Origin of the sequence: Cognatiluteimonas lumbrici, assembly GCF_006476065.1 — a bacterium.
GTDB classification, from domain to species: Bacteria; Pseudomonadota; Gammaproteobacteria; order Xanthomonadales; family Xanthomonadaceae; genus Cognatiluteimonas; species Cognatiluteimonas lumbrici.
Map to the genome: position 1 here is coordinate 1,028,828 of NZ_ML636798.1, position 13,395 is coordinate 1,042,222.

The 13,395-nt window shown below is 69.3% G+C and carries 12 protein-coding genes and 3 tRNA genes; 4 read left to right on the forward strand and 11 right to left on the reverse strand.

Annotation, left to right across the window (positions count from 1 at the left end):
* Positions 1-8: 8 nt before the first annotated feature.
* Positions 9-434: a DUF4920 domain-containing protein gene (locus E4F25_RS05075; RefSeq protein WP_140909122.1), complete on the forward strand. Its 426-nt coding sequence runs from the start codon at positions 9-11 to the stop codon at positions 432-434.
* A gap of 64 nt (positions 435-498) precedes the next feature.
* Here the strand turns inward: E4F25_RS05075 and E4F25_RS05080 are convergent.
* The 11 genes from E4F25_RS05080 to uvrB form a co-directional block, all read right to left on the reverse strand.
* Positions 499-575: transfer RNA gene (locus E4F25_RS05080), tRNA-Pro, on the reverse strand.
* Between the two features lie 24 nt (positions 576-599).
* The gene (locus tag E4F25_RS05085; protein ID WP_140909123.1) at positions 600-956 is read right to left on the reverse strand and encodes a MerR family transcriptional regulator; all 357 of its coding nucleotides are present in this window, start codon (positions 954-956) and stop codon (positions 600-602) included.
* On the reverse strand, positions 949-1,254 hold the full coding sequence (locus E4F25_RS05090) for an integration host factor subunit alpha (RefSeq protein WP_140909124.1): 306 nt from the start codon (positions 1,252-1,254) through the stop codon (positions 949-951). The genes E4F25_RS05085 and E4F25_RS05090 overlap by 8 nt, the downstream gene beginning before the upstream one ends.
* A 41-nt stretch (positions 1,255-1,295) precedes the next feature.
* Positions 1,296-3,671, reverse strand: coding sequence for a phenylalanine--tRNA ligase subunit beta (pheT, locus tag E4F25_RS05095; RefSeq protein ID WP_140909125.1), 2,376 nt, complete (start codon positions 3,669-3,671; stop codon positions 1,296-1,298).
* 25 nt (positions 3,672-3,696) lie between these two features.
* Positions 3,697-4,722: a phenylalanine--tRNA ligase subunit alpha gene (gene pheS, locus E4F25_RS05100; RefSeq protein ID WP_140909126.1), complete on the reverse strand. Its 1,026-nt coding sequence runs from the start codon at positions 4,720-4,722 to the stop codon at positions 3,697-3,699.
* A 98-nt stretch (positions 4,723-4,820) separates the two neighbouring features.
* Positions 4,821-5,180, reverse strand: a complete 360-nt coding sequence (gene rplT, locus E4F25_RS05105; RefSeq protein ID WP_140909127.1) for a 50S ribosomal protein L20 — start codon at positions 5,178-5,180, stop codon at positions 4,821-4,823.
* Positions 5,181-5,193: 13 nt separating this feature from the next.
* Positions 5,194-5,391: a 50S ribosomal protein L35 gene (gene rpmI, locus E4F25_RS05110; RefSeq protein ID WP_027083463.1), complete on the reverse strand. Its 198-nt coding sequence runs from the start codon at positions 5,389-5,391 to the stop codon at positions 5,194-5,196.
* Positions 5,392-5,552: 161 nt separating this feature from the next.
* Positions 5,553-6,074, reverse strand: a complete 522-nt coding sequence (infC, locus tag E4F25_RS05115) for a translation initiation factor IF-3 (protein WP_140909128.1) — start codon at positions 6,072-6,074, stop codon at positions 5,553-5,555.
* A gap of 17 nt (positions 6,075-6,091) precedes the next feature.
* Positions 6,092-7,990 (reverse strand): threonine--tRNA ligase, encoded by a 1,899-nt coding sequence (thrS, locus tag E4F25_RS05120; protein WP_140909129.1) that lies wholly within the window; start codon positions 7,988-7,990, stop codon positions 6,092-6,094.
* A 173-nt stretch (positions 7,991-8,163) separates the two neighbouring features.
* Positions 8,164-8,238 (reverse strand) — tRNA-Val (locus tag E4F25_RS05125).
* A 29-nt stretch (positions 8,239-8,267) separates the two neighbouring features.
* Entirely contained in the window at positions 8,268-10,322 is a 2,055-nt protein-coding gene (uvrB, locus tag E4F25_RS05130; RefSeq protein ID WP_140909130.1) for an excinuclease ABC subunit UvrB, read from the reverse strand.
* Between the two features lie 135 nt (positions 10,323-10,457).
* Here uvrB and E4F25_RS05135 point away from each other — a divergent pair, with 135 nt between their 5' ends.
* From E4F25_RS05135 to E4F25_RS05145, 3 genes are all read left to right on the forward strand, one after another.
* Positions 10,458-10,997, forward strand: coding sequence for a GspH/FimT family protein (locus tag E4F25_RS05135; RefSeq protein ID WP_181168203.1), 540 nt, complete (start codon positions 10,458-10,460; stop codon positions 10,995-10,997).
* A 49-nt stretch (positions 10,998-11,046) separates the two neighbouring features.
* Positions 11,047-11,123, forward strand: a tRNA-Asn gene (locus tag E4F25_RS05140).
* A gap of 129 nt (positions 11,124-11,252) precedes the next feature.
* Complete coding sequence (locus E4F25_RS05145) at positions 11,253-13,349, forward strand: M13 family metallopeptidase (protein WP_140909132.1); 2,097 nt, start codon at positions 11,253-11,255, stop codon at positions 13,347-13,349.
* Positions 13,350-13,395: the final 46 nt, after the last annotated feature.

Genomic DNA, 13,395 nt, shown 5'->3' on the forward strand with positions numbered 1-13,395 from the left:
AGTCCCCCATGCGCCTGTCGCTGTCCGTGCTGTTGCTGGCCCTCGCCCCGCTCGCCTTCGCCGGCAATCCGACCACCCATGGCGCGCCGATCCCGGACGAGGGCGCGGTGGTGCCGATCTCCGTGGCCGCCGCCGATGCCGACGCCTACGCCGGCGCCGAGCACCGCTTCAGCGGCCGCATCACCGAGGTCTGCCAGAAGGAAGGCTGCTGGCTGATGCTCGAGGACGACGGCCAGGCCGCGCGCGTAATGATGAAGGACCACGCCTTCGCGGTGCCGAAGGACGCCCGCGGCAGCGCCGAGGTCTACGGCGTGCTCTCGGTGAAGGAGCTGACGAAGGAAGCGGCGCAGCACCTGGCCGAGGATTCCGGAAGCGACGTGCTCCCGCAGGAGCGCGAGCTGCGCATCGTCGCCACCGGGGTCCGGATCGACTGAACGGGAACCACGGTCCACGAACGGAAACGCCCGGCCATGAGCCGGGCGTTTTCGTTGATCGGATTGGTCGGGGTAGCCGGATTTGAACCGACGACCACCTGTCCCCCAGACAGGTGCGCTACCAGGCTGCGCTATACCCCGAGCAGGGCGTGGATTATAGCCGAGTCAGCGCTTCAGGAGCTGCAGGACTTCCTCTAGCTCCATCCGCACCTGGCGGACGATCTGCGAGCTCATGGCGGCTTCCTGGCGGGCGTCCTCGCCCTCCAGGCGCATGCGCGCGCCGCCGATGGTGTAGCCCTGCTCGTACAGCAGGCCTCGGATCTGGCGGACCATCAGCACGTCGTGGCGCTGGTAGTAGCGGCGGTTGCCGCGGCGCTTTACCGGCTTCAGCGACGGGAACTCGGTCTCCCAGTAGCGCAGCACGTGCGGCTTCACGTCGCACAGCTCGCTGACCTCGCCGATCGTGAAGTAGCGCTTGGCCGGGATCGGCGGGAGCTCGCGGTTGCTGCCGGGGTCAAGCATTCGCCGGCTCCCCCGCGTAGGCCTCGACCCGCTCCTTCAGCTTCTGGCCCGGGCGGAAGGTCACCACGGTGCGGGCGGTGATCGGGATCTCCTCGCCGGTCTTGGGGTTGCGGCCGGGGCGCTGGTTCTTGCGCCGCAGGTCGAAGTTGCCGAAGCCGGAGAGCTTGACCTGGCGCCCGTGCTGGAGGGATTCGCGCAGCACGTCGAAGAAGGCGTCCACGAACTCCTTCGCCTCGCGCTTGTTCAGCCCGACGTCCTCGTACAGCCGCTCGGCCATTTCCGCCTTGGTCAACGCCATCCTGCCTTCCCCCCTGGGTGCCCCGGGACTTCCCGGTGCGGTCAAGCCCGGATCTTTGCGCCGTGGTCGCGTTCCAGCGCGGCGGTGACCGCCGCCACGACCGCGTCCACGTCGTGGTCGGTCAATGTGCGTGATTCTTCTTGAAGAATCAAGCCCATAGCGAGACTCTTGCATCCCGATTCCACGCCCTTGCCCTGGTAGCGGTCGAACAATTCCAGTCCACGCAGGAAGGGGCCCGCGGCGGCCTGGACGGTGTCGCGAACCGTGGCCCAGGTCACGCTTTCGGGCAGCACGAAGGCCAGGTCACGGCGCACGGAGGGGTACCTGGACAACGCCCGCGCGCGCGGCAGGTGGCGTTGCAGCAGGAGGTCGAGGTCCAGTTCGAAGGCGTAGACCTCCGGATCCAGGTCGAGCGCGCGCTGCAGCCGGGGGTGGAGCTGTCCGATCCAGCCGATCGCCACGCCGTCGCGCAGCACCTCGGCCGAACGCCCCGGGTGCGCCCATGGCTGCGTCACCGCCCGGAACTCCAGGGTGGCGGCCGACAGCGCGGCCAGGCTCTGCAGGTCGCCCTTGAGGTCGTGGAAGTCGAGCGCGCGCTCGGCGACGCCCCACTGCTTGCCCGACGCGCTGCCGCAGGCGACCGCGGCCACGCGCAGCGTCTCCACCGGTGGCGAGCCGGACCCGCCGGCGCGGAACACCTTGCCGAGCTCGAACAGGCGCACGCGCGGCTGCTGGCGCGCGGCGTTGCGCGCGAGCGCGTCCACCAGCCCCGGCAGCAGCGAGGTGCGCATCACGCCCAGTTCCGCACTGAGCGGATTGGCCAGCGCCACCTGGCCCTCGGCCAGGTCCCACTTCGCCAGCAGCGCGGCATCCACGAAGGCGTAGTTGACCGCCTCCAGGTAATCGCGGGCGGCGAGCTGGCGGCGGGCGTCGGCCTCGGCCACGCGGGTCTCGCTCGGCTCGACCAGGCGGGTGGCGCCGCCCGGCAGGCGCGCAGGGATGGCGTCGTAGCCGTGGATGCGCGCGACCTCCTCGATCAGGTCCTCCTCGATCGCCAGGTCGAAGCGGCGCGCCGGCGGCGTGACCTGCCAGCCCTCGGCATCGGCCGACACCTCCAGCCCCAGCGCGCGCAGGATGCGCTCCACCTCCGCGTCGGCGACCGACAGCCCGAGCACCCGCGCCAGCCGAGCGCGGCGCAGGTGGATCGGCCGCGGCGCCGGCAGGTGCGCGTCGAGCGCCGCCTCGACCACCGGGCCCGGCGTGCCGCCGGCGAGGTCGAGCAGCAAGCGGGTCGCCCGCTCGATCGCGATGCGCGGCAGCTGCGGATCCACGCCGCGCTCGAAGCGGTGGCCGGCGTCGGTGTGCAGGCCGAGCCTGCGCCCGCGCCCGATGATCGCGGCCGGCGCGAAGTGCGCCGCCTCCAGGAACACGTTGCGCGTGGCGTCGGTCACGCGGGTGTCGTGGCCGCCCATGATCCCGGCCAGCGCAACCGGCCTGTCGGCGTCGGTCACCAGCAGGAAGCCCGGGTCGAGGCTCACCTCGCGACCGTCGAGCAGCTTCAGCGACTCGCCGCCGCGCGCGTGGCGCACGCCGACCGGGCCGCGCAGCAGGTCGCGGTCGAACGCGTGCATCGGCTGGCCCAGCTCGAGCATCACGTACTGGGTGATGTCCACCGGCAGGCTCAACGGGCGGATGCCCGAGCGGCGCAGGCGCTCGGCCATCCACGCCGGCGTGGGGCGCGCGGCATCCACGCCCTCGACCACGCGGCCGACGTAGCGCGGCGCATCGGCGCCCGCGTGCAGTTCCACCTCGAGGCGCGCGTCGCCGGCCGCCGGCACCGGCTCGGCGTCCATCGGCTCCACCTGCGCGCCGGTGGCCGCGGCCACGTCGTACGCGATCCCGCGCACGCTGAAGCAGTCGGCGCGGTTGGGGGTCAGCTTGAGCTCGATGGCGGCGTCCGGAAGGCCGAGGTAGTCGGCCAGCGGCGTGCCGACGGGCGCGTCCGCGGGCAGCTCCATCAGCCCGGAGGCATCGGCGTCCACGCCCAGTTCCTTCGCCGAACAGAGCATCCCGTTGGATTCGACGCCGCGCAGCTTCGCGGCCTTGATGGCGATGTCGCCGAGCTTCGCGCCGACCATCGCCAGCGGCGCCAGCAACCCGGCGCGCGCGTTCGGCGCGCCGCAGACGATCTGCAGCGGCGTGCCGGTGCCGGCGTCCACCTGGCACACCTGCAGGCGATCGGCCTGCGGATGCTTTTCGCAGGAGACGATGCGCGCGACCACGACGCCGTCGAGGCCCTCGCCCAGCGGCACGAGCTCCTCGACCTCGAGCCCGATCGCGGTCAGGGTGTCGACCAGCTGTTCGCGGCTGGCATGGGTGCGGACGTGCTGGCGCAGCCAGTTCTCGCTGAATTTCATGGCATGCCCTTCAAAAGAATGAGCCTCAGGCGAACTGGCGCAGGAAGCGCACGTCGTTGTCGAAGAAGCTGCGCAGGTCGTCGACCCCGTAGCGCAGCATCGCGAAGCGCTCGACGCCGAGGCCGAACGCGAAGCCGGTGTGGCGCTCCGGGTCGATGCCGACGTTGCGCAGCACGCTCGGGTGCACCATCCCGCAACCGAGCACTTCAAGCCAGCGGGTCGAGCCGTCCGGCTGCTGCCAGGCGATGTCGAGCTCGGCCGACGGCTCGGTGAACGGGAAGTAGCTCGGGCGGAAGCGCATCTCGAAGTCGCGCTCGAAGAACGCGCGCACGAACTCGACCAGGGTGCCCTTGAGGTCGGCCAGGCTCGCCTGTTCGTCCACCAGCAGGCCCTCGACCTGGTGGAACATCGGCGTGTGCGTCTGGTCGCTGTCGGAGCGGTAGACCTTGCCGGCGGCGATCATGCGCAGCGGCGGCTTGCCGCCGGCGGCGACCAGGTCCTGCATGTAGCGCACCTGCACGCCCGAGGTGTGCGTGCGCAGCAGGCGCCGGTCGCCGCTGCCGTCGGCGGACACGTAGAAGGTGTCGTGCATGGCGCGCGCCGGGTGGTGCGGCGGGAAGTTCAACGCCTCGAAGTTGTGCCAGTCGTCCTCGATCTCCGGCCCGTCCGCGAGCTCGTAGCCGAGCTTGCCGAAGATCCCCGCGATCCGCTCGAGCGTGCGGCTCACCGGATGCAGGCCACCGCGCCCGGGGTTGCGCCCGGGAAGCGTGACGTCCACGGTCTCGCCGGCCAGGCGCGCGTCCAGCGCGGCCGACTCGAGCGCCTCGCGGCGCGCGCCCAGCGCTTCGCCGATGGCGTCGCGCACGCGGTTGATCGCCTCGCCCGCGGCCTTGCGCTCGCCGGCCGGCAGCGCGCCCAGCGACTTCAGCTGCGCGGTGACGCTGCCGCCCTTGCCGAGCAGCGCGACCCGCAGCTGCTCCAGCGCGGCCGGCGTGTCCGCGGCGGCGATGTCGGCCAGCGCCCGTCGGCCCAGCTCCTCGATTCCCGTCATCTCGTTCCCCGAAAACAAGAAAGGGGAAGGACTCGCGCCCTTCCCCTTGCATGTACCACATCCCGCGCGGGCCGCCATCGCGACCCTGCCGGACTTGCTTATGCCGCGAGGGCGCCCTTCGCCTTTTCTGCCAGCGCCGCAAAACCCTTCTCGTCGTGCACGGCGATGTCCGCCAGCACCTTGCGGTCCAGGGTGATGCCGGCCTTGGACAGGCCGTTCATGAAGCGGCTGTAGCTCATGCCGTTGATGCGGGCCGCCGCGTTGATGCGGGTGATCCACAGCGAACGGAAGTTGCGCTTCTTCTGCTTGCGGCCGATGTAGGCGTACTGCAGCGCCTTGATGACCGCCTGGTTGGCGACGCGGAAGACCTTGCGGCGGGCGTTGTAGTAGCCCTTGGCCTGCTTGAGGACCTTCTTGTGACGACGGCGCGCCTGCACGCCACGCTTGACTCGTGCCATTTTCTAGCCCTCCTCAGAGATACGGAAGCATGCGATCGAGACGGCCCGCATCCTCGGCACGAACGTGGTTCGTCTGCCGCAGGTTGCGCTTCCGCTTGGTCGCCTTCTTGGTGAGGATGTGGCTCTTGTTGGCGTGGCCGCACTTGTACTTGCCGGAAGCGGTCTTCCGGAAGCGCTTGGCCGCCGCCCGATTGGTCTTGATCTTGGGCATTGGTGTGTCCTTGCGAAATCTCGAACTGGCCTGGGCGGTGGCCGTGGCCACGCTTTCCATCCTGCCCATGCCGGTGGGTAGGCCATCGATCCGCAAGGAATCGGCGGCGGGTCCTGGGAAAATCAAAAGCCCCGGCGCAAACCGGGCCGACCATTATAGGCCTATTTCTTCTTGGGGGCGATCATCATGACCATCTGCCGGCCTTCGAGCCGGGGGCGGGACTCGACCACGATGTCCTCGCCCAGGTCGGCCTCGATCCGCTGCGCCATCTCCCGGCCCAGCTCCTGGTGGCTCATCTCGCGGCCACGGAAGCGGATATTGACCTTGATCTTGTCGCCGTCCTCCAGGAAGCCGCGCATCTTGCGCAGCTTGATCTGGTAGTCGCCCTCGTCCGTGACCGGACGGAACTTCACTTCCTTGATCTCGACCTGGCGGGACTTCTTCTTGGCCTCGTTGGCCTTCTTCTGGGCCTCGAACCGGAACTTGCCGAAGTCCATGATCTTGCACACCGGCGGATCCGCGTTGGGCTGGATCTCCACCAGGTCGAGGCCTTCCTCCTCGGCCATCGCAAGCGCCTCGTCGCGCGAAAGCACGCCGATCATCTCGCCGTCGCTGCCAATCACGCGCACGCGCGGGACGCGGATTTCCTGGTTCTTGCGGTTCTGCTTGTCGGCGGTGCTGATATTGCGATCTCCGGGGGTTAAAGGGCTTCGGTGCCAAGGCGGGCGGCGAAGTCGGCAACGCTCATCGTGCCAAGGTCTTCGCCACCACGGGTACGCACCGCGACCATGCCATTGTCCTTCTCGCGGTCGCCGACCACCAGCAGGTAGGGCACGCGTTGCAGCGTGTGCTCGCGGATTTTATAGCCGATCTTCTCGTTGCGCAAATCGGATTCGACCCGGAAGCCTTGATTCGTAAGGGTTTTCCGAACCTCGTCGGCCCAGTCGGCCTGGGCGTCCGTGATGTTCATCACGACCGCCTGGACCGGGGCCAGCCAGGCCGGCCAGACCCCGGCATGGTGCTCGATCAGGATGCCGATGAAGCGCTCCATGGAGCCCACGATGGCGCGGTGCAGCATGACCGGGTGGCGCTTCTGGCTGTGCTCGTCGACGTACTCGGCGCCGAGCCGGGCCGGCATCATGAAGTCCACCTGCATGGTCCCGAGCTGCCAGGTGCGGCCGATGGCGTCCTTCAGGTGGTACTCGATCTTGGGGCCGTAGAAGGCGCCCTCGCCCGGGAGTTCCTCCCACTCCACCCCGGCCGCGCGCAAGGCGGCGCGAAGGGCCTCCTCGGCCTTGTCCCAGGTGGCGTCGTCGCCCATCCGCGGCTCCGGGCGCAGCGCCAGCTTCACCTTGACGTCGGTGAAGCCGAAGTCCGCGTAGACCTTCATCGCCTGGGCGTGGAACGCGGTGACCTCGGCCTCGACCTGGCCGTCGGTGCAGAACACGTGGCCGTCGTCCTGGGTGAAGCCGCGCACCCGCAGGATCCCGTGCAGCGCGCCGGAGGGCTCGTTGCGGTGGCAGGCGCCGAACTCGCCGTAGCGGATCGGCAGGTCGCGGTAGCTGTGCAGCCCCTGCCTGAAGACCTGGACGTGGCCGGGGCAGTTCATCGGCTTGAGCGCGTAGGTGCGCTTCTCCGACTCGGTGAAGAACATGTTGTCCTGGTAGTTGTCCCAGTGGCCGGACTTCTTCCAGAGCTCCACGTCCAGGATCTGCGGGCAGCGCACCTCGCCGTAGCCGGTGTCGCGGTAGACCTTGCGCATGTACTGCTCGACCACCTGCCACACCGACCAGCCCTTCGGGTGCCAGAACACCAGGCCCGGGGCCTCCTCCTGCAGGTGGAACAGGTCCTGCTGCTTCGCGATCCGGCGGTGGTCGCGCTTCTCCGCCTCCTCGATCTGGCGCAGGTAGGCCTTGAGGTCCTTGTCGTTCAGCCAGGCGGTGCCGTAGATGCGGCTCAGCATCTGGTTGTTGTGGTCGCCGCGCCAGTAGGCGCCGGCCACCTTCATCAGCTTGAAGCTGCGCAGCTTGTCCGTGGACGGCACGTGCGGGCCGCGGCACAGGTCGGTGAACTCGCCCTGGCTGTAGAGCGAGAGCTCCTCGTCCGCCGGGATCGACTCGATGATCTGCGCCTTGTACTCCTCGCCCATGTCGCGGAAGAACTTCGTGGCCTCGTCGCGCGACTTGACCGTGCGCGACACCGGCAGGCCCTCGGCGGCGATCCGCTTCATCTCCTCCTCGATCGCCGGCAGGTCCTCGGGGGTGAACGGGCGCTCGTAGGCGAAGTCGTAGTAGAAGCCGTTGTCGATCACCGGGCCGATCGTGACCTGCGCGCCGGGATGCAGGCGCTGCACGGCCTGGGCCAGCAGGTGCGCGGTGGAGTGGCGCACGACCTCGAGCGCGTCGGGGTGCTTGTCGGTGACGATCTCCAGGGCCGCGTCGCGCTCGATGCGGAAGCTGGTGTCCACCAGCCGGCCGTCCACCTTGCCGGCCAGCGCGGCCTTGGCCAGGCCGGGACCGATGGAGGCGGCGACCTCGGCGACCGTCACCGGCTGGTCGAATTCGCGGCGGGAGCCGTCGGGAAGGGTGATCGCGATCATGGCGTGTGGACTCTCCGGACAACAAAAAAGCGCCACGAGGGCGCCTGCGGGATGCGGAAGCCTCGGGCGGGTGTCAACGTTGGGCGGTGGTAGTGTCCATGTCGCACGCTCGGCCGGCGTTTCCGCGGGCCACCTCTCGTTTCGTCGTCGTCCACGGGCATCGCGATGCCGCGTGGTGGGCGGTACAGGGTTCGAACCTGTGACCCCTACCATGTCAAGGTAGTGCTCTACCGCTGAGCTAACCGCCCGCTATGCCCCCGCGAGGGGGTCGCGAATTCTAGCCCGCGAGGCGGGCTTCCTTCAACCGGCGCAGCTCGTCGCGGGCCGCGGCCGCCTCCTCGAACTCCAGGTCGCGGGCGTGCTGGTGCATCTTCTGCTCCAGCGCCTTCATCCTGGCCGCGGCCTGCGCCGGGCTGAGCGCGGCGTAGTCCTCGGCCGGCTCGGCGACCTTGCGGCCCTTGCCGCGGCCGACCTTCACGGTCCCCGGCTCGGCGCGGGCGCCTTCCATGATGTCCATGACCGCGCGCTGGACGCTCTGCGGGGTGATGCCGTGCTCGGCGTTGTACTCCAGCTGCTTCTGCCGGCGGCGGTCGGTCTCGTCGATCGCCGCCTGCATGGATTTCGTCACCCGGTCCGCGTACAGGATCGCCTTGCCGCGCAGGTTGCGCGCGGCGCGGCCGATGGTCTGGATCAGCGAGCCGGTCGAACGCAGGAAGCCCTCCTTGTCGGCGTCGAGGATCGCGACCAGCGAGACCTCGGGCATGTCCAGGCCCTCGCGCAGCAGGTTGATGCCGACCAGCACGTCGAACTTGCCCAGCCGCAGGTCGCGGATGATCTCCACCCGCTCCACCGTATCCACGTCGGAGTGCAGGTAGCGCACCTTGACGTTGTGCTCGGCCAGGTACTCGGTGAGGTTCTCGGCCATGCGCTTGGTGAGGGTGGTGACCAGCACGCGGTCGCCCATGGCCACGCGCTCGTTGATCTCGCCGAGCACGTCGTCGACCTGGGTCGCGACCGGGCGGATCTCGACCGGCGGGTCGACCAGCCCGGTCGGACGCACCACCAGCTCGGTGACCTCGCCATCCGATTCGCGCAACTCGTACGGACCGGGCGTCGCCGACACGAAGATCGCGCGCGGCGAGCGCGCCTCCCATTCCTCGAACTTGAGCGGCCGGTTGTCCAGCGCCGAGGGCAGCCGGAAGCCGAACTCCACCAGCGTCTCCTTGCGCGAGCGGTCGCCCTTGTACATGGCGCCGATCTGCGGGACGGTGACGTGCGACTCGTCCACCACCAGCAGCGCGTCCGGCGGCAGGTAGTCGAACAGGCACGGCGGCGGCTCGCCCGGCATGTAGCCGGTGAGGTGCCGCGAGTAGTTCTCGATGCCGTTGCAGTAGCCGACCTCGGCCATCATCTCGAGGTCGAACTGGGTGCGTTGCGCCAGCCGCTGCGCCTCGACCAGCTTGTTGGCCGCGTACAGCTGCTCGAGCCGCTCGCGCAACTCGACCTTGATGGTCTCGACCGCGTCGAGGATGGTGCGCCGGCTGGTGACGTAGTGCGAGCCGGGGTAGATGGTGTAGCGCGGCAGCTTGCGCAGGGTCTCGCCGGTCAGCGGGTCGAACAGGGTCAGGGTCTCGATCTCGCCGTCGAAGAGCTCGATGCGCAGCGCCTCGGCGTCGGACTCGGCCGGATGCACGTCGATGGTCTCGCCGCGCACCCGGTAGCTGCCGCGGGCGAGGTCCATCTCGTTGCGGGTGTACTGCATCTCGGTGAGCCGGCGGATCAGCTCGCGCTGGTCGATGCGCTCGCCGCGGACCATGTGCAGCACCATCTTGTGGTACTCGCCGGGATCGCCGAGGCCGTAGATCGCGGACACCGTGCACACGATGATCGCGTCGCGCCGCTCCAGCAGCGCCTTGGTCGCCGACAGCCGCATCTGCTCGATGTGCTCGTTCACCGAGCTGTCCTTCTCGATGTAGGTATCGGAGGACGGGACGTAGGCCTCGGGCTGGTAATAGTCGTAGTAGCTGACGAAGTACTCGACCGCGTTGTTAGGGAAGAACGACTTGAACTCGCCGTAGAGCTGCGCCGCCAGGGTCTTGTTTGGCGCCATCACCAGGGTCGGCTTCTGCACCTGCTGGATGACGTTGGCGATGGTGTAGGTCTTGCCCGAGCCGGTGACGCCGAGCAGGGTCTGCTTGGCCAGGCCGCTCGCGAAGCCGGCCACGAGCTTCTCGATCGCCTGCGGCTGGTCGCCGGCGGGCGAGTACGGCGCGACCAGCTCGAAGCGGTCGTCCTGGCGGGTATCCGGGCTGGTGGCGTGCGGAGCGGACATCGGACCGGCCAGTGTATCCGCTACGGGCTTCCGAACCTTGCTGGCCGCTTTCCGGACAGCCGCGGCCGCACTGCGCCGATGGGAGTCGTCGCGCCGGCGGGCCAACGTGGACCTCCCACGCTGCGGAGACCACCCATGCGCCCGGACACCGGGTTCACCCTGATCGAAGCGCTGATCGCCATGCTGCTGGTGGCCCTGCTGCTGGGCGTCGCCGTCCCGGCCTGGACCTCGGCCAGCGCGGCCACCCGCTCCGCGGCCGCGCGCGCCGCGCTGGAGGGCACGCTGATCCGCGGCATGCGCCACGCCACCGTCACCGGCGCCCGGGTCGTGGTCTGCCCCGCGGCAACGGTCGGCTGCCGCGACACCATGGACTGGAGCGGCGGCTGGATCGCCTGGGCGGACCTCGACGGCGACCGCCGCCGCGACCCGAACGAAACCCTGCTGCAGCGCGCGCCGCCACTGGACCGCGGGGTGCGCCTGCGCAGCACCACCGGGCGCCGGCGGCTGGTCCTGCGCCCGCACGGCGGGGCCGCCGCAGGCTCGAACGTGACCTTCACCCTCTGCGATGCCCGTGGCGCCGACAAGGCGACGACGCTGGTGATGGCCAACAGCGGGCAGTTGCGCAGCGGCAAGCCGCGTCGCGCGGCCGCCCTCGCCTGCGTGTCGGGAATCTGAAGCCGCGCTGTTGCGTGCCTTGGCGGCCGCCGGCACAATATGCGGCCCCGCCCGAATAGCTCAGCTGGTTAGAGCACTTGACTGTTAATCAGGGGGTCGTTGGTTCGAGTCCAACTTCGGGCGCCATCTTCCGAGAGCCTGCGGCAACGCGGGCTTTTTCATGCCCGCGCGCCGGGCCTCGTGACCTCTGACACCCCCTCCCCGCCACCGCCGCGGGATAGAGTCGGCGGCATTCCTGCCCAATGGGGTTCCCCGATGACCAAGACGCCTTCCGTGCTGTTGCTGTCCCTGGCCGTGGCCGCCGCCCTCGCCGGCTGCCGCAACGACCAGTCCGCGACTTCCGCGGACGCCCCCGACAAGCCCGCCACCACCGCGGCCGAGCTGCCGCCGACCGCGGCCTTCGCGCTGGCCGACCTCGATACCACGGCGGACGCCTGCGAAGACCTGAACGCGTTCGTCAACGGCAAGTGGCTGGCCGCGCACCCGGTCCCGTCCGACCGCACCACCTGGGGCAGCTTCGAGATGCTCGACGAGCGTTCCGAGGTCGCCAGCCGCAACATCGCCGAGGCCGCCGCCGCCGACGCCAATGCAACGGGCACCGCGAAGCTGGTCGGCGACTTCTACGCCAGCGGCATGGACGTGGAGGCGATCAACGCCGCGGGCCTCGCCCCGATCCAGCCGATCCTGGACCGCATCGACGCGATCGACGCGCCGGAGGACATCGCTGCCTTCCTGCGCGACGAGTTCGCCGCCGGCCGCGGCGACGTGTTCGCGTTCTTCGCCGAGCCGGACTTCAGGAACTCCTCGCAGATGATCGGCTACGCCTACCAGTCGGGCCTGGCGCTGCCGGAGCGTGCGTACTACCTCGAGGACGGCAAGGACGGGCAGTACGCGAAGATCCGCGATGCCTACGTCGCGCACGTCGGCAAGCAGCTGCAGAACGCCGGCGTCGCCAGGGAAGACGCCGAGGCGCAGGCCGCGGCCGTGCTCGCGTTCGAGACCCGCCTGGCGAAGGCCTCGCTGGCCCCGGTCGAGTTGCGCAACCCGAACAACCAGTACAACTACGTCACCCTCGCCGAGGCCGACAAGGGCGCGAAGAACTTCCCGTGGTCGGAGTTCATGCGCTCCCAGGGCCTGGACGTGGAGGGCTTCTCCCTGTCGCAGCCGAAGTTCTTCGCCGAGTTCGACCGCATGATCGCCGACGTCCCGGTCGAGGACTGGAAGGCCTACCTGCGGATCAACGCCATCGACGGCGCCGCGCCCTACCTCGCGGACACCTTCGCCGACGAGCGCTTCGACTTCTTCAGCCGCACCCTGCGCGGCCAGAAGGAGCAGAAGGAGCGCTGGAAGCGGGTGATGGACGCGGTCGAGGGCATGGTCGGCGAGGCGCTCGGCCAGATGTACGTGAAGGAGTACTTCCCGGCCGAGTCCAAGGCCGAGATGGAGAAGCTGGTCGACAACCTCAGCGCCGCGCTCAAGACCCGGCTCGAGGGCCTGGAGTGGATGGGCGACGAGACCAAGCAGAAGGCGCTGGAGAAGTGGGAAAGCTTCACGCCCAAGATCGGCTACCCGGACAAGTGGCGCAGCTGGGACGGCCTGGCGACCACGCGCGACGGCTACGCCGCCAACGTGCTGGCCGCGGCCAAGTTCAACCACGACTGGGAACTGTCCAGGATCGGCAAGCCCGTCGACCGCACCGAGTGGGGCATGACCCCGCAGACGGTCAACGCCTACTACAACCCGCTGAAGAACGAGATCGTGTTCCCGGCCGCCATCCTGCAGCCGCCGTTCTTCGACCCGGACGCCGACCCGGCGCTCAACTACGGCGGCATCGGCGCGGTGATCGGCCACGAGATGCTGCACGGCTACGACGACCAGGGCAGCCAGTTCGACGCCACCGGCAACTTCGCCAACTGGTGGCAGGAGGCCGACCGCAAGGGCTTCGAGGCGCGTACCGCCAAGCTGGTTCAACAGTTCGACGACTACGAGTCGATCGACGGCCTGCACGTCAAGGGCCAGCTGACGCTGGGCGAGAACATCGCCGACCTCGGCGGCCTGACCGTCGCCTACGACGCGCTGCAGAAGGCGCTGGCCGACGCCGGCATGGAAACCGGCGAGACCATCGACGGCTACACCCAGGACCAGCGCTTCTTCATCAACTGGGCCACGGTGTGGCGCCGCAACTACACCCCGGACGAACTGAAGGTGCGGCTGAACACCGATCCGCATGCGCCCGCGAAGTTCCGCGCGATCGGCGCGCCGTCGAACATGCCCACGTTCGCCACCGCGTTCCAGTGCGAGGCCGGCGACGCGATGGTGCGTCCGGACGACAAGCGCGTGGTGATCTGGTAACCACGTCACGCTTCAGGAATGCAGGAGGCCCGGGTTCGCCCGGGCC

What these genes read in the sequence shown, in the direction of transcription:
- rplT (WP_140909127.1), bottom strand. Translation starts at nt 5,180, where the DNA reads ATGGCACGAGTCAAGCGTGGCGTGCAGGCGCGCCGTCGTCACAAGAAG.
- E4F25_RS05135 (WP_181168203.1), top strand. Translation starts at nt 10,458, where the DNA reads ATGCGCCCGGACACCGGGTTCACCCTGATCGAAGCGCTGATCGCCATG.
- E4F25_RS05085 (WP_140909123.1), bottom strand. Translation starts at nt 956, where the DNA reads ATGCTTGACCCCGGCAGCAACCGCGAGCTCCCGCCGATCCCGGCCAAG.
- E4F25_RS05075 (WP_140909122.1), top strand. Translation starts at nt 9, where the DNA reads ATGCGCCTGTCGCTGTCCGTGCTGTTGCTGGCCCTCGCCCCGCTCGCC.
- uvrB (WP_140909130.1), bottom strand. Translation starts at nt 10,322, where the DNA reads ATGTCCGCTCCGCACGCCACCAGCCCGGATACCCGCCAGGACGACCGC.
- rpmI (WP_027083463.1), bottom strand. Translation starts at nt 5,391, where the DNA reads ATGCCCAAGATCAAGACCAATCGGGCGGCGGCCAAGCGCTTCCGGAAG.
- E4F25_RS05145 (WP_140909132.1), top strand. Translation starts at nt 11,253, where the DNA reads ATGACCAAGACGCCTTCCGTGCTGTTGCTGTCCCTGGCCGTGGCCGCC.
- pheT (WP_140909125.1), bottom strand. Translation starts at nt 3,671, where the DNA reads ATGAAATTCAGCGAGAACTGGCTGCGCCAGCACGTCCGCACCCATGCC.
- E4F25_RS05090 (WP_140909124.1), bottom strand. Translation starts at nt 1,254, where the DNA reads ATGGCGTTGACCAAGGCGGAAATGGCCGAGCGGCTGTACGAGGACGTC.
- pheS (WP_140909126.1), bottom strand. Translation starts at nt 4,722, where the DNA reads ATGACGGGAATCGAGGAGCTGGGCCGACGGGCGCTGGCCGACATCGCC.
- thrS (WP_140909129.1), bottom strand. Translation starts at nt 7,990, where the DNA reads ATGATCGCGATCACCCTTCCCGACGGCTCCCGCCGCGAATTCGACCAG.